At 67.1% G+C, this 20,138-nt stretch carries 14 protein-coding genes; 5 read left to right on the forward strand and 9 right to left on the reverse strand.

Annotated elements, in window-relative coordinates:
• Positions 1–2: 2 nt before the first annotated feature.
• The 8 genes from mlaE to BAU06_RS00935 all read right to left on the reverse strand — a co-directional run bounded on the left by mlaE (position 3) and on the right by BAU06_RS00935 (position 12,311).
• A complete protein-coding gene (gene mlaE / locus BAU06_RS00900; RefSeq protein WP_066343060.1) occupies positions 3–803 on the reverse strand; it encodes a lipid asymmetry maintenance ABC transporter permease subunit MlaE in 801 nt (266 codons plus the stop codon).
• Positions 800–1,636 (reverse strand): ABC transporter ATP-binding protein, encoded by an 837-nt coding sequence (locus BAU06_RS00905; RefSeq protein ID WP_066343062.1) that lies wholly within the window; start codon positions 1,634–1,636, stop codon positions 800–802. Before BAU06_RS00905 ends, mlaE begins: the two co-directional genes overlap by 4 nt.
• Before the next feature lie 99 nt (positions 1,637–1,735).
• Positions 1,736–2,266 (reverse strand): chromate transporter, encoded by a 531-nt coding sequence (locus BAU06_RS00910; RefSeq protein ID WP_066343065.1) that lies wholly within the window; start codon positions 2,264–2,266, stop codon positions 1,736–1,738.
• Complete coding sequence (locus tag BAU06_RS00915; RefSeq protein ID WP_066343067.1) at positions 2,263–2,859, reverse strand: chromate transporter; 597 nt, start codon at positions 2,857–2,859, stop codon at positions 2,263–2,265. Before BAU06_RS00915 ends, BAU06_RS00910 begins: the two co-directional genes overlap by 4 nt.
• Before the next feature lie 134 nt (positions 2,860–2,993).
• Positions 2,994–3,635 carry an OmpW/AlkL family protein gene (locus BAU06_RS00920; protein ID WP_066343069.1) on the reverse strand — a complete coding sequence of 214 codons (642 nt, stop codon included), beginning with the start codon at positions 3,633–3,635 and terminating at the stop codon, positions 2,994–2,996.
• A gap of 1,511 nt (positions 3,636–5,146) precedes the next feature.
• Positions 5,147–6,613 carry a glutamate synthase subunit beta gene (locus BAU06_RS00925; protein WP_066343073.1) on the reverse strand — a complete coding sequence of 489 codons (1,467 nt, stop codon included), beginning with the start codon at positions 6,611–6,613 and terminating at the stop codon, positions 5,147–5,149.
• Between the two features lie 13 nt (positions 6,614–6,626).
• Complete coding sequence (locus BAU06_RS00930; protein ID WP_066343076.1) at positions 6,627–11,366, reverse strand: glutamate synthase-related protein; 4,740 nt, start codon at positions 11,364–11,366, stop codon at positions 6,627–6,629.
• A gap of 219 nt (positions 11,367–11,585) precedes the next feature.
• Positions 11,586–12,311 (reverse strand): hypothetical protein, encoded by a 726-nt coding sequence (locus BAU06_RS00935; protein WP_066343077.1) that lies wholly within the window; start codon positions 12,309–12,311, stop codon positions 11,586–11,588.
• 156 nt (positions 12,312–12,467) lie between these two features.
• Between BAU06_RS00935 and BAU06_RS00940 the strand changes: the two genes are divergently transcribed.
• The 4 genes from BAU06_RS00940 to rpoH all read left to right on the forward strand — a co-directional run bounded on the left by BAU06_RS00940 (position 12,468) and on the right by rpoH (position 16,279).
• Positions 12,468–13,574 (forward strand): S-(hydroxymethyl)glutathione dehydrogenase/class III alcohol dehydrogenase, encoded by a 1,107-nt coding sequence (locus tag BAU06_RS00940; protein ID WP_066343080.1) that lies wholly within the window; start codon positions 12,468–12,470, stop codon positions 13,572–13,574.
• Complete coding sequence (gene fghA, locus BAU06_RS00945) at positions 13,574–14,434, forward strand: S-formylglutathione hydrolase (protein WP_066343083.1); 861 nt, start codon at positions 13,574–13,576, stop codon at positions 14,432–14,434. The genes BAU06_RS00940 and fghA overlap by 1 nt, the downstream gene beginning before the upstream one ends.
• 47 nt (positions 14,435–14,481) lie before the next feature.
• Entirely contained in the window at positions 14,482–15,171 is a 690-nt protein-coding gene (locus BAU06_RS00950; RefSeq protein ID WP_066343086.1) for a hypothetical protein, read from the forward strand.
• Between the two features lie 220 nt (positions 15,172–15,391).
• Positions 15,392–16,279 (forward strand): RNA polymerase sigma factor RpoH, encoded by an 888-nt coding sequence (gene rpoH / locus BAU06_RS00955; RefSeq protein ID WP_066343089.1) that lies wholly within the window; start codon positions 15,392–15,394, stop codon positions 16,277–16,279.
• Positions 16,280–16,482: 203 nt separating this feature from the next.
• Here rpoH and BAU06_RS00960 read toward each other — a convergent pair whose 3' ends face one another.
• Positions 16,483–17,277 carry a phosphodiesterase gene (locus BAU06_RS00960; protein WP_231934059.1) on the reverse strand — a complete coding sequence of 265 codons (795 nt, stop codon included), beginning with the start codon at positions 17,275–17,277 and terminating at the stop codon, positions 16,483–16,485.
• 345 nt (positions 17,278–17,622) lie between these two features.
• Here BAU06_RS00960 and BAU06_RS00965 point away from each other — a divergent pair, with 345 nt between their 5' ends.
• A complete protein-coding gene (locus BAU06_RS00965; protein ID WP_066343098.1) occupies positions 17,623–20,133 on the forward strand; it encodes a cation:proton antiporter in 2,511 nt (836 codons plus the stop codon).
• Positions 20,134–20,138: the final 5 nt, after the last annotated feature.

Consider the following 20,138-nt stretch of genomic DNA (forward strand, 5'->3'; position numbering starts at 1 on the left):
TATCAGTTGCCAAACATCAGAGCGGTCAGCAGGAAATCCAGCGCCAGCACCGCCAGGGAGCCGACGACGACGGTGCGGGTGGTGGCGCGGGCCACGCCTTCGGGCGTGGGGCGGGCCTGCCAGCCCTCGTACAGCGCGACGAGGGTGACGCCGATGCCGAAGACGAGGCTTTTCAAAACGCCGTTGGCGACGTCGTCCCAGACGTCCACGCCGCTTTGCATCTGCGACCAGAACGCGCCGGAATCCACGCCGATAAGGACCACGCCCACCAGCCAGCCGCCCATGATTCCCACCATGGAGAAGACCGCGGCCAGAATGGGCATGGCGATGATGCCCCCCCACAAGCGCGGCACCAGCACGCGCCGCATGGGGTCGACGGCCATGACTTCCATGGCCGCCAGTTGCTCGCCCGCCTTCATCAGGCCGATCTCGGCCGTCAGGGACGTGCCGGCGCGGCCGGCGAACAGCAACGCCGTGACGACGGGCCCGAGCTCCCGCACCAGCGATAGGGCCACCAGCAGGCCCAGCGATTCCTCGGAGCCATAGCGGCGCAGGGTGTAGTAGCCCTGCAACCCCAGGACAAAGCCGACGAACATGCCCGATACGGCGATGATAATCAGCGAATAGTTGCCGATGAAGTGCACCTGCTGGGACACCAGCCGCGGGCGGCGCAGCGCCGTGCCGCTTTTGGCCAGCAGGGCGAAGAAAAAGCGCGTGAAATAGCCGATGCCGCCGATGGTATCGATGACCCAGCCGCCCAGGCGGCCGATCGGGCCCACGGAACTGGAGCTGGAATCGCTCATGGCCTGCGTCCTTGTTGTTGGGCGAGCCAGCGGTCGAAAGCCGGCGTATCGGGATAATGGAAGGCCACCGGACCGTCCGGTTCGCCGCCCAGGAACTGGCGCACATAAGGGTCCGCCGAGGCCGACAGCGTGTCGGGGCTGCCCGACGCCACCAGCCGGCCCTGCCCCACCAGGTAGACCTGGTCGGCGATGGCGAACGATTCCTGCACGTCGTGCGTGATGAGCACGGAGGCGCACTTCAGGCGGTCGGACAGGTCGCGGATGAGCCGCGCCGTGATGCCCATGGAGATAGGATCCAGCCCGGCGAAGGGCTCGTCGTACAGGATCAGTTCCGGCTCCAGGACCACCGCCCGCGCCAGCGCCACCCGCCGCGCCATGCCGCCGGAGATCTCGGATACCTTCAGGTGCGCGGCGGCCCGCAGCCCCACGGCGTGCAGCTTGTCCAGCACGCGGTCGAGGATCTCGGGCTCTGTGTAGCGGGTGTGCTCGCGCAGCGGGAAGGCGACGTTCTCGAAGACGTCCAGGTCGGTGAACAGGGCGCCTTGCTGGAAGAGTACGCCCATGCGCTTGCGCAGCGCTTCGAGCCCGGCCGGCGATACCTGGCCCATGTCCTGGCCGAATACCCGCACAGTGCCCGCGCGGGCGCGCAGCTGGCCGGTGGCCGCGCGCAGCATGGTGGTCTTGCCGGACCCCGATCCACCCATGACCGCGACGACCTGGCCGGGGGCCACCGTCATGGAAATGCCGCGCAACACCGTGAAGTCCCCGTATCCCAGGGAAACGTCGGTGAACTGCAGGGCGGGAACGGTACGGGCGTCTGAGTCAGTCGGCATACGGTCGGGGGTCGGGCGGGGACGGTCCGTCCCCGCGGCCCCGCATTGTAGCTCGACGGTAATCGCGTTTTCCCTGAACCGTAACAGCCGGGGGAACGATCAACGCAAGGCCAGGAAAAAGGCGAGCGCGCCGCCGCCCAGCAGCAGGAAGGGGCTGATGCGGGTGCGCAACAGCAGCACGGTGGAGGCGATGGCCACGGCCCAGGCCCACGCCCCGCCCTCGGCGGCCCGCAGGATGGTGCACGAGGCGGCCAGGATCATGCCGGCGGCGACCGGCGCCAGGCCGGCTTCGATGGCGCGGATCCACAGGCGGCCGTTGTAGCGCTGCCAGACGCGAGCCAGCGCGTAGATCAGGACGGTGCTGGGAACGAAGATGGCAAAGGAGGCCACGAGCGCGCCCAGGATGCCCCGCACCTGCCAGCCGACCAGGGTGACCAGCAGGGACCCCGGGCCGGGGGTGATTCGCGACAGGGCGAACAGGTCCAGGAACTGGGCGTCGTTCATCCAGCCATAGGCATCGACGGCCTGGCGGTGGATGTCGGCGACCACGCTCTGGCCGCCGCCCACGGTCAGGAAGGACAAGGGCGCGAAGACGGTAAACAGGTCCAGCAGGCTGGAACCGCTGCTCATGGCTGGTCCCCGCCCCGGCGCAGGCGCAGATAGGCCAGCAGGATGGAGAGCGGCGCCATGGCGCCCACGACCCACAGCAGGGGCAGGCCGGCGATGAAGATCGCGCCGAAGGTGGCCACCATGATGACGATGGGCACGGTGCCGGTGGCGGCGCGGTAGGCGGCGCGCAGCCCCATTTGCAAGGAAAGCCCCACGGCGGCGGCCGCGATGCCGGCCAGCACGATGTGCACGGTGGGAGAATGGGACAGCTCGGCGAACAGGGCGGCCAGGACGATGGCCGCCGTCATCGGCGGCACGATCATGCCCAATGCCGCGAAGAATGCCCCCGGGCCGCCGCGCAGGCGAAAGCCGATCCAGATGGACAGGTTGACCACATTGACGCCGGGAAAGGCTTGCGCCAGCGCCAGGCCGCTAAGGAACTCCGCCTCGGACAACCAGCGGCGTGCCTGTACGAATTCCCGCAGCATCCAGCCGCTGAGGCCGCCTCCGAAGCTGGTCAGGCCGATCTTGGCGAAGGCCGCGAAGATCTGGCCGAGTGTCGGCGCCGGGACGAGCGGAGGCGAGTCGGGGGACGTTGCGGAGGGGCGCACGATGACGCATTCGATGGAAGAATAGCCGCAATCTTACCCGCGACGAGTTGTCTTCCGACTTAACGGCGGGAAACGCCGGAAGCAACGCGGTCAGCGCCCAGCCATGGTGGATGCGCTTGCGCGCGCCCCGCGGCCGGCTAGAAGCGGTAGCCCACCCCGACCGTGGCGACCCAGGGATCGATGCGCGCGGTGCCGATGCGTTCGCCGTCCAACTTCACCTTGGACGAGATGTCGATGTAGCGGATGTCGGCGGTCATGAACCAGCGTTCGCTGATCTTGACGTCCACGCCCAGTTGCGCGGCGACGCCCCAGGAATCCTGCAGCTTGAGGTCCGAGCCGCTGATGGCGCCCTCGCTCCGGGTGTCGAAGAAATGGGTGTAATTCACCCCGACGCCGACGTACGGCTGGACGGTGCTGTCGGGCAGGAAGTGCCATTGCAGGCTAAGGGTGGGCGGCAGCTGCCTGGTACTGCCGATCTTGCCCAGGCCGCCGCTGCCGCGGATATCGTGCTGGAAAGGCCATGCGCCCAGGAGTTCGATGCCGACGTTGCGGGTGGCCATATATGTCAGCGCGAAGCTGGGACGGACGCTGCTGCTGACGTCCAGGTCCACGCTGCCATCGAGCACGCTGCCGTTGTCGGACTTGGGACGCACCTGCGTCGCGCCCACCTTGAACAACACGTCGCCAGCTTCGTGCGCCTGGGCCGGAATCGCGGCGGCGCCGGCGGCGAGCACGGCGGCAAGGAGGACGGCGCGCGGGCGCGCGATGAGGGCTGACATTCTGATTCTCCATGTCATCAGTAGGGGAATCCAGAGGGTCTCCGATGGGCCGGTCTGCCGAATTGATATGGGTCAATTGCTGGATGAGCAGGCCCCGGGGGCGTGGGATGGACGCCACAAGCCGGGGCTGCTGTTTTTGGGTGTCTTTGCTGGTGCGGTCGGTGGGTGATGCTGGCGTTTCTTGGCGTCTTGCTCGTGCCGTCCGTCGGAGGAGATGCCTGTCGGGGCCGGCCCGCTCGGGCGGTCCAGGGCCTTCGCCCTGGACTGCCGCTTCGTCTTCCTCCTTCGGCGGCCGAAGTGGCGGTGTTTTTCTTGCGGCTTTTTTGCCCGGCCGTCCTACGTACGGAAGCCCTCGCGCGCCCTCGGACGGGCCGGCCCCGACAGGCATCTCCCCCGCCGGACTCACGATCTGCTTTAGAGCCGGTCGCTGGGGCGGTCCGTGTGCTTGGCCCTTCGTGGGGCGCTTGTCGCTCGATAAGAAGAATCTTGGGGTGCCCGCCGATTCGGAGCCGCCCTGCGCGGCTCCGAACCGGCTACGCGGTGGTGGCGTGCGGCGGGTGCACCCCTGCGAGGGTTCTGCGTCCGGAGTGGAAGCGTTACCTGCGCAGATTGGGGGAGAAACAAGTCGGTGTGGCGGGCCGCCAGCCGGCCCGCCACACCGTAGGCACCGTGGCATGCCACGGATGCTGGCGTAGGTGCCACGCGCCGCTAGCGCGATTGCACGCACCGTTTCCTATCGAATCGCGGCCGGGCCATCCCCAATGCCCGTGGCAAGGCACGGTGCTACGGTGTGGCGGGCCGGCGGGCGGCCCGCCACACCGCTTTGTCTCCCCCACCCCTGCGCGGGCCGAGATTCCACTTTGATTCCCCGACCTACGCATTACCAGCAACCGTGGCATTACCAACAACCGTGGCATCACCAGCAACCGTCCATTACCGACAACCGTCGCATTACCTGCGACCGTGGCGTTACCGGCAACCACCGCACGCCCTGACCGCGTAGGCGTTTTAGGGCCGCGCAGGGCGGCCCGAAAACGACGGGCAACAGAAGCTCTTTCTTACCCCGAACACGCGACCTACGAAGGGCCAAGAACAAAGACCGCCCCAGCGACCGGCTCTAAGGCAATCCGTGAGTCCGGCGGGGGAGATGCCTGTCGGGGCCGGCCCGTCCGAGGGCGCGCGAGGGCTTCCGTAGGGAGGTCGGCCGGGCAAAAAAGTCGCAAAAACCCCACCGCCCCTTCGGCCGCCGGACGAGGAAGACGAAGCGGAAGTCCAGGGCGAAGGCCCTGGACCGCCCGAGCGGGCCGGACACGACAGGCATCTCCCCCGACGGACGGCATGATCGAAACGCCCGACGCAGGCACCACCGAAAGACCGGCATGATCGAAACGCCCGTCGCAGCCATCATCCAACGACGCCAATAGCAAGACGACCCTCATCGGCCCACCCCGCGCAGAAACACAAAGCCCGCACGATCCCTCGCGCGGGCTTTATGGCACTACTGGCCGGGCTTAACGAGGCAGGTCGCTTTCCCCCATCAGGAAAGCATCCACTGCGCGCGCGCACTGCCGCCCTTCCCGGATCGCCCATACCACCAGCGACTGTCCGCGCCGCATATCGCCCGCGGCGAAGACCTTCTCCATGCTGGTCCGGTAGTCGTCGGTGTTGGCGCGTACGTTGCCCCGCGTATCGCGGTCCACCCCGAACGCGTCCAGGACCTGCTGGCGCGGGGATACGAACCCCATGGCCAGGAGTACCAGGTCGGCCTTCACTTCGAATTCGGAGCCTTCCACCTCGCGCATTTTCATTTGGCCGGTGGCCTCGTCCTTGACCCATTCGACGCGCGCGGCGATCAGTTTGCGGACCACGCCTTTTTCGCCGACCAGCGACTTGGTGGTTACCGCCCAGTCGCGGTCGCAGCCTTCTTCGTGCGAGGACGAGGTGCGCAGCTTGGCCGGCCAGTACGGCCAGGTCAGGGGCTTGTTTTCCGACTCCGGCGGCTGGGGCATCAGTTCGAACTGCGTCACCGACGCCGCGCCGTGGCGGTTGCTGGTGCCCACGCAATCGGAGCCGGTATCGCCGCCGCCGATCACCACCACATGCTTGCCCTTGGCCAGCGTCTGGTCGGTCAGGCGATCGCCCGCCACGGCCTTGTTCTGCTGGCGCAGGAAGTCCATCGCGAAGTACACGCCCTTCAGTTCGCGTCCGGGCACCGGCAGGTCGCGCGGCGTTTCCGCGCCGCCGGCCATCACAACCGCGTCGAATTCATCGCGCAGCGACTCCGGCGTGCGGGCGCTCAGCCCGTCGGCGGCCGGGTCGGCGGGGTTGCCGATATAGGTGGACGGGCAGAACTCCACGCCTTCCGCCTCCATCTGCGCGATGCGGCGGTCGATCTGCGATTTTTCCAGTTTGAAGTCGGGGATGCCGTAGCGCAGCAGCCCGCCGATGCGGTCGCTCTTCTCGAACACCGTCACGGCGTGGCCGGCGCGTGCCAGCTGCTGGGCGCAGGCCAGGCCGGCGGGACCCGAGCCCACCACGGCGACCTTCTTGCCCGTCTTGCGCGAAGGCGGTTGCGGCAGCACCCAGCCCTCTTCCCAGCCCTTGTCGATGATGGCGTGCTCGATCGACTTGATACCCACCGCATCGTTGTTGATGTTGAGGGTACAGGCGGCCTCGCAGGGCGCGGGGCAGATGCGGCCCGTGAACTCCGGGAAGTTGTTGGTGGAGTGCAGCACGTCCAGCGCCTTGCGCCAATCCTGCCGGTACACCAGGTCGTTCCAGTCGGGGATGATGTTGTTGACCGGGCAGCCGTTATTGCAGAACGGAATGCCGCAGTCCATGCAGCGCGCGGCCTGCACCTTGGCGGCCTGGTCGTCCAGGCGCAGCACGAACTCGCGCCACGTCTTCAGGCGCGCGGACGGGGCCTCGTGGGCCTCCTGCAGGCGCTGGTATTCGAGGAATCCGGTGATTTTTCCCATGGTCGGTCTATCCTTAAGCGGCCATTTTCTGCGGGTTGGCCGCACGCCACATTTCGCCCAGAGCGCGGCGGTAATCGGTCGGCATGACCTTGACGAACTTGCCGCGCGCGGTTTCCCAGTTGCCCAGGATGTCGCGCGCCTGGAAGCTGCCGGTATAGCGGAAGTGGTCTTCGATCAGGCGGCGCAGGATGGCTTCGTCGGTCTCCCGTTCGCCGCCGCGCTGCGCGCTGTGCCAGGTTTCGATGTTGTTCAGGCTTTGCTGCTCGGCATGCGGCAGCACGGATTCCAGTTCCACCATGGCCAGGTTGCAGCGGCCGCGGAAGCTGTTGTCCGGGTCCCAGACGTAGGCCACCCCGCCCGACATGCCGGCGGCGAAGTTGCGTCCGGTCGCGCCCAGCACCACAACCGTGCCGCCCGTCATGTATTCGCAGCCATGGTCGCCCGTGCCTTCCACGACCGCCGCGGCGCCGGAATTGCGCACCGCGAAGCGTTCGCCCGCCACGCCGTTGAAGTAGGCTTCGCCGGCCAGCGCCCCGTACATCACCGTATTGCCGGCGATGATGTGGTCCGGACCGAAGCCGCGGAAGTCGTTGGGCGAGCGCACCACGATGCGGCCGCCGGACAGGCCCTTGCCGACGTAGTCGTTGGCCTCGCCCACCAGGTCCAGCGTAATGCCGTGCGCCAGGAAGGCGCCGAAGCTCTGGCCGGCCGTGCCGTTGCACTGGATGTGGATGGTGTCGTCGGGCAGGCCTTCATGGCCGTAGCGCGACGCCACGGCGCCGGACAGCATGGCGCCGATGGTGCGGTTGCGGTTGCGCACCGGCACGATGAAGGAGACTTTCTCGCCCCGCTCCAGCGCCGGCTTGCAGCGTTCGATCAACTGGTGGTCCAGCGCGCCGGACAGGCCGTGGTCCTGGGTTTCCGTCTGGCGCACCGGGCCGTCGGACGGCGCCTGGTAGAACACGCGGGTGAAGTCCAGGCCGCGCGCCTTCCAGTGCTCGATGCCGACACGCGTATCGAGCAGGTCGCTGCGGCCGATCAGTTCGTCGAACTTGCGGATGCCCAGCTGGGCCATGATCTCGCGCACTTCCTCGGCGACGAAGAAGAAATAGTTCACGACGTGTTCGGGTTTGCCCTGGAACTTCTTGCGCAGCACGGGATCCTGCGTGGCGACACCCACCGGGCAGGTGTTCAGGTGGCACTTGCGCATCATGATGCAGCCTTCCACCACCAGCGGCGCCGTGGCGAAGCCGAATTCATCGGCGCCCAGCAGCGCGCCGATGACAACGTCGCGGCCGGTCTTCATCTGGCCGTCGGCCTGCACGCGGATGCGGCTGCGCAGGCGGTTCAGCACCAGGGTCTGCTGCGTTTCCGCCAGGCCCAATTCCCATGGCGTGCCCACCTGCTTGATCGAGGACACCGGCGAGGCGCCCGTGCCGCCGTCATGGCCGGCGATCACCACGTGGTCGGCCTTGGCCTTGGCCACGCCGGCCGCCACCGTGCCCACGCCGACTTCCGACACCAGCTTGACCGAGATCGACGAGCGCGAATTGACGTTCTTCAGGTCGTGGATCAGCTGGGCCAGGTCTTCGATGGAATAGATATCGTGGTGCGGCGGCGGCGAAATCAGGCCCACGCCGGGCACCGAATAGCGCAGCTTGGCGATGTACTCGGACACCTTGTGTCCCGGCAACTGGCCGCCTTCGCCCGGCTTGGCGCCCTGCGCCATCTTGATCTGGATCTGGTCGGCGCTGCTCAGGTACTCGGCGCTGACGCCAAAGCGGCCGGAAGCCACCTGCTTGATCTTGGAGCGCAGGGAATCGCCGGCCTTCAGCGCCACGTCGGCTTCGACGCGGTCGCTGCCCAGCACGGACGCCAGGGTATCGCCATCCTTGATGCCGCTCTTGCCGTCGCGCAGTTCCGCGCGGTAGCGCAGTTCGTCTTCGCCGCCCTCGCCCGTGTTGGACTTGCCGCCGATGCGGTTCATCGCCACCGCCAGCACCGAGTGCGCTTCGGTGGAGATGGATCCCAGCGACATCGCCCCGGTGGCGAAGCGCTTGACGATTTCCTTGGCGGGTTCGACTTCTTCCAGCGGAATCGCGCGGGTCGGGTCGAAGCGGAACTCGAACAGGCCGCGCAGCGTCATGTGGCGGCGGCTCTGGTCGTTGATGATCTGCGCGTATTCCTTATAGGTGCGGTAGTTGTTGGCGCGCGTCGCATGCTGCAGCTTGGCGATGGAGTCGGGCGTCCACATGTGCTCTTCGCCGCGCACGCGGTAGGCGTATTCACCGCCCGCGTCCAGGTCGTTGGCCAGCACCGGATCCTGGCTGAAGGCCGCGCGATGCAGGCGCAGGGCTTCCTCGGCGACTTCGAAGATGCCGATACCTTCCACCGTGCTCGCCGTGCCGGTGAAGTATTTCTCCACCAGCGCGCTCTGCAGGCCGACGGCTTCGAAAATCTGCGCGCCGGTATAGGACATGTAGGTCGAGATGCCCATCTTGGACATGACCTTGTTCAGGCCCTTGCCGATGGCCTTGATGTAGTTCTTGACGGCCTTTTCCGGGTCCGCCATCTTTTCCAGCGATTCCAGCGCCAGATAGGGGTGGATGGCCTCGGCGCCGTAGCCGCCCAGCAGGGCGAAGTGGTGCACTTCGCGCGCGGAACCGGTTTCCACCACCAGGCCCGTGCTGGTGCGCAGGCCGGCGCGGATCAGGTGCTGGTGGATGGCCGAGGTGGCCAGCAGCGCGGGGATGGCCACGCGCTCGGCGTCGACGCGGCGGTCCGACACGATCAGGATGTTGTAGCCGCTGCGCACCGCGTCCACGGCGCGCGCGCACAGCGCCGCCACGCGGGCCTCGATGCCTTCGCGGCCCCAGGCGGCGGGATAGGTGATGTCCAGTTCCAGGCTGCGGAACTTGTGCCCCGTTACCTGCTCGATGTCGCGGATCTGCGCCATGGCGGCGAAGTCCAGCACCGGCTGCGAGACTTCCAGCCGCAGCGGCGGGTTGACGTTATTGATGTCCAGCAGGTTGGGCTTGGGCCCGATGAAGGACACCAGCGACATCACCAGCTGTTCGCGGATCGGGTCGATCGGCGGGTTCGTGACCTGGGCGAACAGCTGGCGGAAATAGTTGTAGAAGGGCTTGGGGCGGTTGGACAGCACCGCCAGCGGCGCGTCGTTGCCCATGGAGCCCACGGCCTCTTCGCCGGAAGTGGCCATGGGTTCCAGGATGAACTTGTAGTCTTCCTGCGTCCAGCCGAAGGCCTGCTGGCGGTCCAGCAGCGAGGCGGCCGGCGCCGTCGCGTCGGCGGGCTGCTTGGGCGCCGGCAAGGATTCCAGCTTGACGCGCAGGCGCTCGATCCACTGGCGGTAGGGACGCGAGTTGGCCAGCTGCGACTTGATTTCCACGTCGTCGATGATGCGGCCCTGTTCCAGGTCGATCAGGAACATCTTGCCCGGCTGCAGGCGCCATTTCTTGACGATGCGGTTTTCCGGGATGGGCAGCGTGCCGGCTTCCGACGCCATGATGACCATGTCGTCATCCGTGACCAGGTAGCGGGCGGGGCGCAGGCCGTTGCGGTCCAGGGTGGCGCCGATCTGGCGGCCATCGGTGAATGCGACGGCGGCCGGGCCGTCCCACGGCTCCATCATGGCGGCGTGGTATTCGTAGAAGGCGCGGCGGCTTTCGTCCATCTGCGTATGCTGTTCCCACGCCTCCGGGATCATCATCATCATGGCGTGGGCCAGGGAATAGCCGGAATTCACCAGCAGTTCCAGGCAGTTGTCGAAGGTGGCCGTGTCCGACTGGCCTTCGTACACGATGGGATACAGCTTGGGCAGGTCCTCGCCCAGCACGGCGGACTGCATCATGCCTTCGCGCGCGCGCAGCCAGTTGAAGTTGCCCTTGACCGTATTGATCTCGCCGTTGTGCGCGATCATGCGGTAGGGGTGGGCCAGGGGCCAGGCGGGGAAAGTGTTGGTGGAGAAGCGCTGGTGCACCAGGGCCAGGGCCGAGATGGTGCGGGTGTCCGCCAGGTCGCGGTAGTAGCGGCCGACCTGGTCGGCCAGCAGCAGGCCCTTGTACACCACGGTCCGCACCGAGGCCGACGGCACGAAGTATTCCTTGCCGTGGGCCAGGCGCATGTTCTGGATGGCGTGGCTGGCCGTCTTGCGGATGACGTACAGCTTGCGTTCGAGCGCGTCGGGCACCATGACGTCGGCGCCGCGGCCGATGAACAGCTGGCGGATCACCGGTTCCAGGTCGCGCACGGCGGGCGACATGGGCATTTCCACGTCCACCGGCACGTCGCGCCAGCCCAGGACGACCTGGCCTTCGGCGCGCACCGCGCGTTCCAGTTCCTGCTCACAGGCCAGGCGGGACGCCGTTTCCTTGGGCAGGAAGACCATGGCCACGCCGTATTCGCCGGGCGGCGGCAGGGTCACGCCGCTTTGCGCCATTTCCTCGCGGTACAGGGCATCGGGAATCTGGATCAGGATGCCGGCGCCGTCGCCCATCAGCTTGTCCGCGCCCACCGCGCCCCGGTGATCCAGGTTTTCCAGGATCTTCAGGCCTTGCTGGATGATGGCGTGGCTTTTACGCCCCTTGATGTGGGCCACGAAGCCCACGCCGCAGGCGTCATGCTCGTTGCGGGGGTCGTAAAGACCTTGGGCGGCGGGCAGGCCGATGCGCGTGGCGTCGATGGGACGCGCCGGCGCGGGGCGACAGGCGTCGGAATGGGTCGGTACGGTCATGGGGCGCTCCAGGGCCGGGGCGGCTGGGAAACTAGGGACTGCCACAATTTGTTGCGGCGCAAACCGCGACGATACAGGGGAGAGGTCCGGGTCGCAAGAAAAACAAAAGGGGTGCGTCCCCCATAAATTCCGGCGTCCTGATGGGAGCTAATTAATTAGTGACATATCAATGCGGAGCGCGGTTGTGCCAGCGTGGGGCGGCCGCGGCCGATCAGTAAGTCAGGAGCCCGTGGATTCCGCTTCCGCCGGCGGCGGCGCCGGCTTTTTGCGGGGCCGGCCCCGCTGGCCCGGGGTGACGCGGCGGCTGGCGGTGTGCGCCAGCATGGCGATGAAATCCGCACCGCCCAGCGCCCATTGCCCCTGTACGGCCTGGTCTATGCGCTGGATCTGCTCGCGGGTCAGCCCTTCCTGCAGGCGCTTGCGGTAATTGGCCTGGCGGTCGAAGGGCGTATTGCCGCAAGACCAGTAGTCGGCGTGGTCGGACATCCAGGCCGCCTGCGGCTGCCCCGAGCCGGTATGGCCGGACGCAGAGGACCAGGGCCAGAGCTCGGCATCGTGGGTGGCCCCGCTACGCACGGGATAGGTCTCCAGCCAGACCAGCGCCGGCAACACCCAGGCGCCCGGTTCCACCAGCGCCGAACGGTAGCGCCCCGCGAACACCCGCCCGCCGCGCAGCCGCGCCGCCAGGTTGCGTCCCAGGGTTTGCATCAGGCGGGGCAGGCCCTCGCCGTCCACCGGCGTGGCCAGCAGCAGGATACGGTCCGTGGCCAGCACCCAGCCGTGCAGGGCCACGCGATTGCGGGTGGCGGTTTCGCCCAGCCATGCCGCGACCTGGTTCAGTGTATCGGCGGGTGCCGGCTGCGATGGCGCCGCCAGCGGATTGATGAAGTTGGCCTGCACGAGTTGCGGCAGTCCGGGAGCGTACAGTCGGGGCAGGCGAGCCATAGGGTGTCAGGACCGAGACATGCAGGGAACGGGACGTTCGCGCAGGAAAATAAATGGTACCGCGTAAACGGCCCGGCGCAACAGTGAGGTTACCCCGGTAACGTTACCCCCCCGCGCGTTAATATTCCCCGACCGATACGCAAGCCTGGAGCACGCATGAAAACCAAAGCCGCCATTGCCTGGAAAGCCGGGGCCCCCCTGACCATCGAGGAAGTCGATCTGGAAGGCCCCCGGGCCGGCGAGGTCCTGGTCGAAGTCAAGGCGACAGGCATCTGCCACACCGATTACTACACCTTGTCCGGCGCCGATCCGGAAGGCCTGTTTCCCGCCATCCTGGGCCATGAGGGCGCCGGCGTCGTCCTGGAAACCGGCGCGGGCGTGACCAGCCTGAAGCCCGGCGATCACGTCATCCCGCTGTATACCCCGGAGTGCCGGCAGTGCAAGTTCTGCCTGTCCCGCAAGACCAACCTGTGCCAGGCGATCCGCGCCACCCAGGGCAAGGGGCTGATGCCGGATGGCACGTCGCGGTTTTCGCTGGGCGGCAAGGCCATCCATCACTATATGGGTACGTCGACTTTCGCCAACCATATCGTGGTGCCGGAAATCGCGCTGGCCAGGATCCGCGATGACGCGCCTTTCGACAAGGTCTGCTATATCGGCTGCGGCGTGACCACCGGGGTGGGGGCGGTCGTGTACACCGCCAAGGTGGAAGCCGGCGCCAACGTGGTCGTCTTCGGCCTGGGCGGCATCGGGCTGAACGTCATCCAGGGCGCCAAAATGGTCGGCGCGGACAAGATCATCGGCGTGGACATCAACCCGCGCCGGGAGGCCCTGGCCCGCAAGTTCGGGATGACGCACTTCGTCAATCCCTCCGAGGTCGAAAATGTCGTGGATCACCTGATCCAGCTGACCGACGGCGGCGCCGATTACTCCTTCGAATGCGTCGGCAACACCAAGCTGATGCGCCAGGCGCTGGAGTGCTGCCACAAGGGCTGGGGCAAATCCATCATCATCGGCGTGGCCGCCGCTGGAGAGGAAATCGCCACCCGCCCCTTCCAGCTGGTCACCGGCCGGGAATGGAAGGGCTCGGCCTTTGGCGGCGCGCGCGGCCGTACCGACGTGCCCAGGATCGTCGACTGGTATATGGAAGGCAAGCTCAATATCGACGATCTCATCACCCATACCCTGCCGCTGGACCAGATCAACGAGGGCTTCGACCTGATGAAGCGCGGCGAGTCCATCCGTTCCGTGGTGCTCTACTGATGGCGGACCTGGAAATCCTGGCCCAGCACCGCTGCTTCGACGGTTGGCAGCGCATCTACCGCCACGACTCCGCGGCGATCGGCCTGCCCATGCGCTTTTCCGTCTATACGCCGCCGCAGGCCCAGCACGGTCCCGTGCCGGCCCTGTTTTACCTGGCCGGGTTGGAGTGCAACGAGGAAACCTTCATGATCAAGGCCGGTGCCCAGCGCTGGGCGGCCCGGCATGGGGTGATGCTGGTCGCGCCGGACACCAGCCCGCGCGGCGCGGGCGTGCCGGGCGAGGACCAGGATTGGGACCTGGGCACGGGCGCCGGCTTCTATGTCGATGCCACCCAGGAACCCTGGCGCCGCCATTACCGCATGGAAAGCTACATTACCCAGGAGCTGCACGGCCTGGCCACGGCCCAATTGGGGGCGGCGTCCGGCCGCATCGGCATCTTCGGCCACTCCATGGGGGGCCATGGCGCGCTGGTGCTGGCCCTGCGTCATCCCGGCCTGTTCCGCTCGGTGTCGGCCTTCGCCCCCATTGCCGCGCCCAGCCGCTGCCCTTGGGGGCAGAAGGCCTTCGCCCATTACCTGGGCGCCGACCAGCAGGCCTGGGCGGCCTACGACGCCAGCGCCCTCATGGCGTCGTCGAAGGCGCCCTATCCGGCCGGCATCCTGGTGGACCAGGGGCTGGGCGACCGCTTCCTGGCGCAGCAACTGTATCCGGACGCGTTCGAGGCGGCTTGCGCCCAGGTCGGGCAAGCCCTGCAGCTGCGCCGGCACGCCGACTACGACCACGGCTATTACTTCATCTCCACCTTCATGGAAGACCATATCCGCTTCCATGCGGACCGGCTGGGCCCGGCCGGGGATTGACGGCCTCTATATACTGAAAAGGTGTCCGGCTACCCGCGGGGAACGTATTGATCGAAGGCATCGCTCCGTCCATATGGATCGCGTTGGTGACGTTGGCCGTCCTGCTGATCGGATTCGGCCTGGTCCTGGGCAAGGGCGGCCCGCGCGATGCGCGGGGCCGCCGGCGCTTCCGCCTGCGGCCGGTCCGGCGGCTGTTCGGCCTGCTTCTGCTGGCGCTGGCCTGTGTCACGGGCCTATTCGCGGCGACGCTTTACCAGTTCTTCCGGCTGACTTCCGACGAGCCCGTCGCCGTGGTCGAGCTGCGCGAGCAGGGGCCGAGGCAATTCGTGGCGGCGGCGGAGCTGCCGGGCAAGGCTGCCGAGGATTTCACGCTGCGTGGCGACGAATGGCAGATCGACGCGCGCATGGTGCGTTGGCGGCTGCCCGCGCTGCTGGCGGGCGTGCCGCCGCTATATCGGCTGGAGCGCCTGTCGGGCCGCTACACCGACGCGGCGGCGGATCAGTCCGAGCCGCGCACGGTTTATGCGCTCGCTCCATCGGGGCTGCCCGATCTGGTAAAGCTGAAGCAGCGGTTCCCGAACTGGCTGCCCTTCGTGGATGTCGTATATGGCAGCGCGGCGTATATGCCGATGTTCGACGGCGCCCGCTATCGGGTCTTCGTGGATCCGCGCGGGGCGTTGTTCATCCGCCCCGATAACGCCGCCACGGCCGATGCGCTGAAGCAGCGCGGGTGGTAGCAGGCCTTGCAATGGCACAGTACACGCCGGCCCGGGCGGGCCGTGCCTGGTAATGCGGCCCCTTTTTTTCGGCTTGTGCCCCGGTGACGTCGGCGACCGCTTTTCCGCCCGTAAAACTGAACTTCGCACGCCTTCGGGAGTCGAATTAGCACTCCCTCTTTTAGAGTGCTAACATCACCGAATGCGTTCTACCACTAGCCGTTTCCTGGAGCAAAACACCATGAAACAAACGAGATCCCCGTTGGCCGTACCCGGCAACGCCCTTACGCTGGCCATCGCCAATCCTGGCGCGCTGGGGACGATCGACGCATATATCTCGGCCGTGAACCGGCTGCCGGTTCTGACCGCGGATCAGGAAACCGCCCTGGGTCGCCGCCTGCGCGACACCGGCGACCTGGATGCCGCGCGCGAACTGGTGCTGTCGCATCTGCGCCTGGTGGTGTCCATCGCACGCCAATACCTGGGCTACGGCCTGCCGCATGCCGACCTGATCCAGGAAGGCAACGTCGGCCTGATGAAGGCCGTCAAGCGTTTCGATCCGGAGCGTGGCGTGCGCCTGGTGTCCTTCGCGGTCCACTGGATCAAGGCCGAGATACACGAATACATCGTCCGCAACTGGCGGCTGGTCAAGGTCGCCACGACCAAGGCGCAGCGCAAACTGTTCTTCAACCTGCGCAGCATGCGGCCGGACGGCAAGACCCTGGATTCCGAGCAGGTCGACGAGATCGCCCGCGAACTGAATGTCCGCCCCGAGGACGTCAGCGAAATGGAAGTGCGCCTTTCCGGGCGCGACATGGCGCTGGAGTCGCAGGACGATGACGACGAGGGCTACGCGCCCATCGCCTACCTGTCCGACGAAGGGCGCCAGGAGCCGACCCGCGTGCTGGAGCGCAAGGCCCACGACGAGCTGCAGAGCACCGGCCTGCACGACGCGCTCGAGGCCCTGGACCCGCGCTCGCGCCATATCGTCCAGGCCCGTTGGCTGCAGGACGACGGCGGCGCCACGCTGCACGAGCTGGCGCAGGAATACGGCATATCCGCCGAGCGCGTCCGCCAGATCGAGGCCGCCGCCCTGAAGAAGATGCGCGGCACGCTGCAGCCCGCCTGACGGGAACCGCCGGGCCGGGTCGTCCCGGTCCGCTGCCGGGATCCGGCGAGAGTTAAATTTTGATACATCTCGCCAGGATAAATCCGTGGAACGGCCGAAACTTTCTGGCGGCCCCCCAGCCTAACCCTACGTAGACCGTGCGCCTGGAGCCCTCCAGGCCCGCCGTCTTCTCACCTGTCTCGGCTTCTCCTCTTTCCCCTCCCCTATGAGACAGGTGTTTGGCGGGGCACCCCAAGCGGTGCCCCGTTTTTTATTGCGGCGGCCAGCGGCGCCTCTTCGGGTTCGTTCCATTCCTGGACCAGGGCCCGCCACAGCGCCGTATCGAGCCGGCGCACCCCAGTGGCCACCGAGCCGTCCGGGTAAAGCTTCAGCCAGCGGTAGCCGGGCGCTTGCGGATCCAGCCGGTGCCGTCCATCGCGTATCGTGAACTGGAAGCACGTGGACGGCGTGGCCAGCATGCGGACATTGCCGCGGCGCCGGTCGAAATCCTGGTGCACGTGGCCCCACAGCAGGATGCGGGCATTGCCCCAGCGCGCCAGGTGGCGAAACAGCTCGGCCGCGTTGTCCAGCATCATGGGATCGCGCCAGTCCGCGCTGACCTGTACCGCGTTGTGATGCATGGCGACCAGCGCGGGGCGCCCTTGCGCCGTCGCCAATCCGTGGTCCAGCAACTCGAACTGGTCGCGTTCCAGGTGTCCGGCATTGGACCCATCGGCACGCGAATCCAGCAGGATGATGCGCCAGGGATCGATATCGGTGATCGGCTGCGTCCAGTCTCCCAGGGTGCCCTTGAGCGCGGCCGGCGCGTCGTGATTGCCCGGCACGCAACGCACCGGCATGCCGAGCGGCGCGACGGCGTCGGCGAAGCGATGGTAGGAGGTCTCGGTGCCGTCATGGGACAGGTCGCCCGTGGCCAGCAGCAGGTCGGCATGGCCGTGGCCGCGGCGTATGGCGGCGACCACGGCGCGCAGGCTCGCATCCGTGTCCACGCCCAGCATGACGGCGGGTGTCGCGAATAGATGGGGATCGGTAAGCTGTACGGCCAGGATGGGACGGTCGTCGGCGTCTTCCGCGCGCGCGCCGCTTCCGGCGCCGGCCGGCGATGGAATGGAAAGCTTGGGGATGGTATGCAACGGCGGCTCCGGGTAAGTGCGCATCCGACGCCGCCGAGGTGGGCCCGCGGGATCGGTGGGGGACGCGACGGCGATGCGAACCCTCGGAACGTTAGCGAAAATCCGCCGCGGCAGGGATCCACCAAATCGTGCGGGCCGTAACGAAACGTGCGTCGCGTAAAACCAGCTATCCTCTCCGCTAAATGGAGCATCGACGGGGATAAGAAATAGATGGACGTGGGTCTGATCGTTTTCGGCTTGGCGACCTTGCTGACGCTGGTGTGTTTCATGCCGCCGCTGGCCGGGCGCCTGAAGCTGCCCTACTCGGTGCTGCTGGCGATCGTGGGCTGTTTGCTGGGCATCGTCATCCACGTCCATGGGTGGGCGCCGCCGGTGCTGGCCGGCATGCTGGATTCGCTGGAGAAGTTCGAGATCTCCTCGGAAACTTTCCTTACCGTTTTCCTTCCGGTCCTGCTTTTTGAAACCGCCCTGTCCATGAACGTGCGGCGCCTGATGGACGACATCGGGCCCATCCTGATGATGGCCATCGTGGCGGTGTTCCTGTCCACCGTGGTGGTGGGCGTCACCCTGAACGGCCTGTCCTCGTACGGGCTGGTGGTCTGCCTGCTGCTAGGCGCCATCGTCGCCACCACCGATCCTGCCGCCGTCGTGGGCATCTTCCGCGAAGTCGGCGCGCCCAAGCGGCTGACCACCCTGGTAGAGGGCGAAAGCCTGTTCAACGACGCCGCATCCATTGCCTTGTATTCCGTGCTGGTGGGCGTGCTGGCGGGCCATGCCGAAATGTCCGCCGGCAACGTCCTGGTGGATTTCGTGGTCAGTTTCCTGGGCGGCGGCCTGGCCGGGTATGCCATGGGGCGGCTGGCGTGCATGCTGTTCGCGGTGCTGCGCGGCTTTCCCACCGCGGAGATCACGCTGACGCTGACCGTGGCCTACCTGACCTTCTTCGTGTGCGACCACTACCTGCATGTGTCCGGGGTGGTGGCTACCGTGATCGCCGGCCTGGTGGTGGGCTCCACCGGCCGTACCCGCATGGCGCCGACCACGTTCGAGCACCTGACCAGCGCGTGGGAGCAGTTCGGCTTCTGGGCGAACTCGCTCATCTTCCTGTTCGCGGCCATGCTGATTCCGCGGCTGATGGCCGATGCTACGCTGGGCGACGTGGCGCTCATCCTGGTTTTGTTCGTGGCCGCGCTGGCGGCGCGCGCGGTGGCGGTGTTCGGCCTGCTGCCCCTGCTGGGCCTGACGCGGCTGGGCACGCGGGTCAATCGCGCCTACAAGACCGTCATGCTGTGGGGCGGCCTGCGTGGCGCCGTATCGCTGGCCCTCGCCTTGGCGGTCACCGAGCGCGACGACGTGCCCTACGAAGCGCGCCAGTTCGTCGCCGTGGCAACCACCGGCTTCGTCCTGATGACGCTCTTCATCAACGGCATCAGCCTGCGCCCGCTGATCCGCATGCTGCGGCTGAACGAGCTGTCGCGGCACGAGGCCACGCTGCGCGACCAGGCGCTGGCCGTGGCCCTGGGCGACCTGCAGGAAAAGACCGACGAAGTGGCCGCGACCGAGCACATCGGGCCGGAAGTGCGCGAACGCATCCATGCGGTGTTCGATCGCACGCTGAGCCAGCTGCGCGACGCGGAGGTGCGCCACATGAGCGTGCCGGAACGGGTGGACATCGGCCTGGCGACGCTGGCGCGGCGCGAGGAAGAAATGTTCTTCGACATCCTGAAGGCGCAGATCGTCGATTGGCGCATGGCCGAATCCCTGCTGGCGCGGGCCGAACGCCTGGAGGACGCCGTGCGCGCCGGGGGCGTGACCGGCTTCGAGAACGCCATCGCCGCCGACGTGCGGTATTCCCGTTCCTTCAAACTGGCGCTGCGCCTGCACTATCTTTTCGGCTTCCAGCGCTGGCTGGCGCGCGAACTGGCGCAGCGTTTCGCGGCCTTGATGTGCAAACGCTCGGTGGCCCAGCGGGTGATCCTGTTCGCCGGCCAGCAGTTGAAAGTCATGCTGGGGGAGGAAGCCACGCAGCGCATCGTCGCCGCCCACCAGCGGCGCCTGGATGCCATCGAGAACGCGCTGCAGGCGCTGAACCTGCAATACCCCAGCTACGCGCTATGGCTGCAGGAAAGCTATCTGGGGCGGGTGGCGCGGCAGCTGGAGCGCATGCGCTACCGCGATATGCTGGACCAGTTCCTGATCAGCGGCGAGGTCTACGCCGACCTGACCCACCAGCTGGAGCGGCGCTGGGCCCATATCGACCGGCACCCGCCCTTGGATATCGAGCTGGGCGCGGCCGAGCTGATCAAGCGCGTGCCCCTGTTCGAAAACCTGAGCGCCGATTCCTTGCGCGCCATTTCCAGGCTGCTCAAGCCGCGCCTGGCGCTGCCGGACCAGCATGTCCTGAAGGACCGGGCCGGCGAAGAGATGTGCTTCGTCGCCTCCGGCGCGGTGGCGGTGCACCTGCCGGACAACACGACCGTCGAACTGGGCAGTGGCGAATTCTTCGGCGAGCTCGCCTTGCTGGGCGAACAGGCGCTGGTGCCGGACGTGACTTCGCTGGGCTACAGCAAACTGCTGATGATGTCGGCGCGGGACTTCCGCGCCCTGCTGGCCCACGACGCCGACCTGCGCGAACGGATCGAAAAAGTGGCGCGGCAGCGATTGCGGGCGATCGAGGTCTGGAAGCAGTTTTCGGCGACGCCGCCGACAGCCGCCTCGTGATGCAC

Source organism: Bordetella bronchialis, assembly GCF_001676705.1.
In the GTDB taxonomy this organism is placed as follows: domain Bacteria; phylum Pseudomonadota; class Gammaproteobacteria; order Burkholderiales; family Burkholderiaceae_B; genus Bordetella_C; species Bordetella_C bronchialis.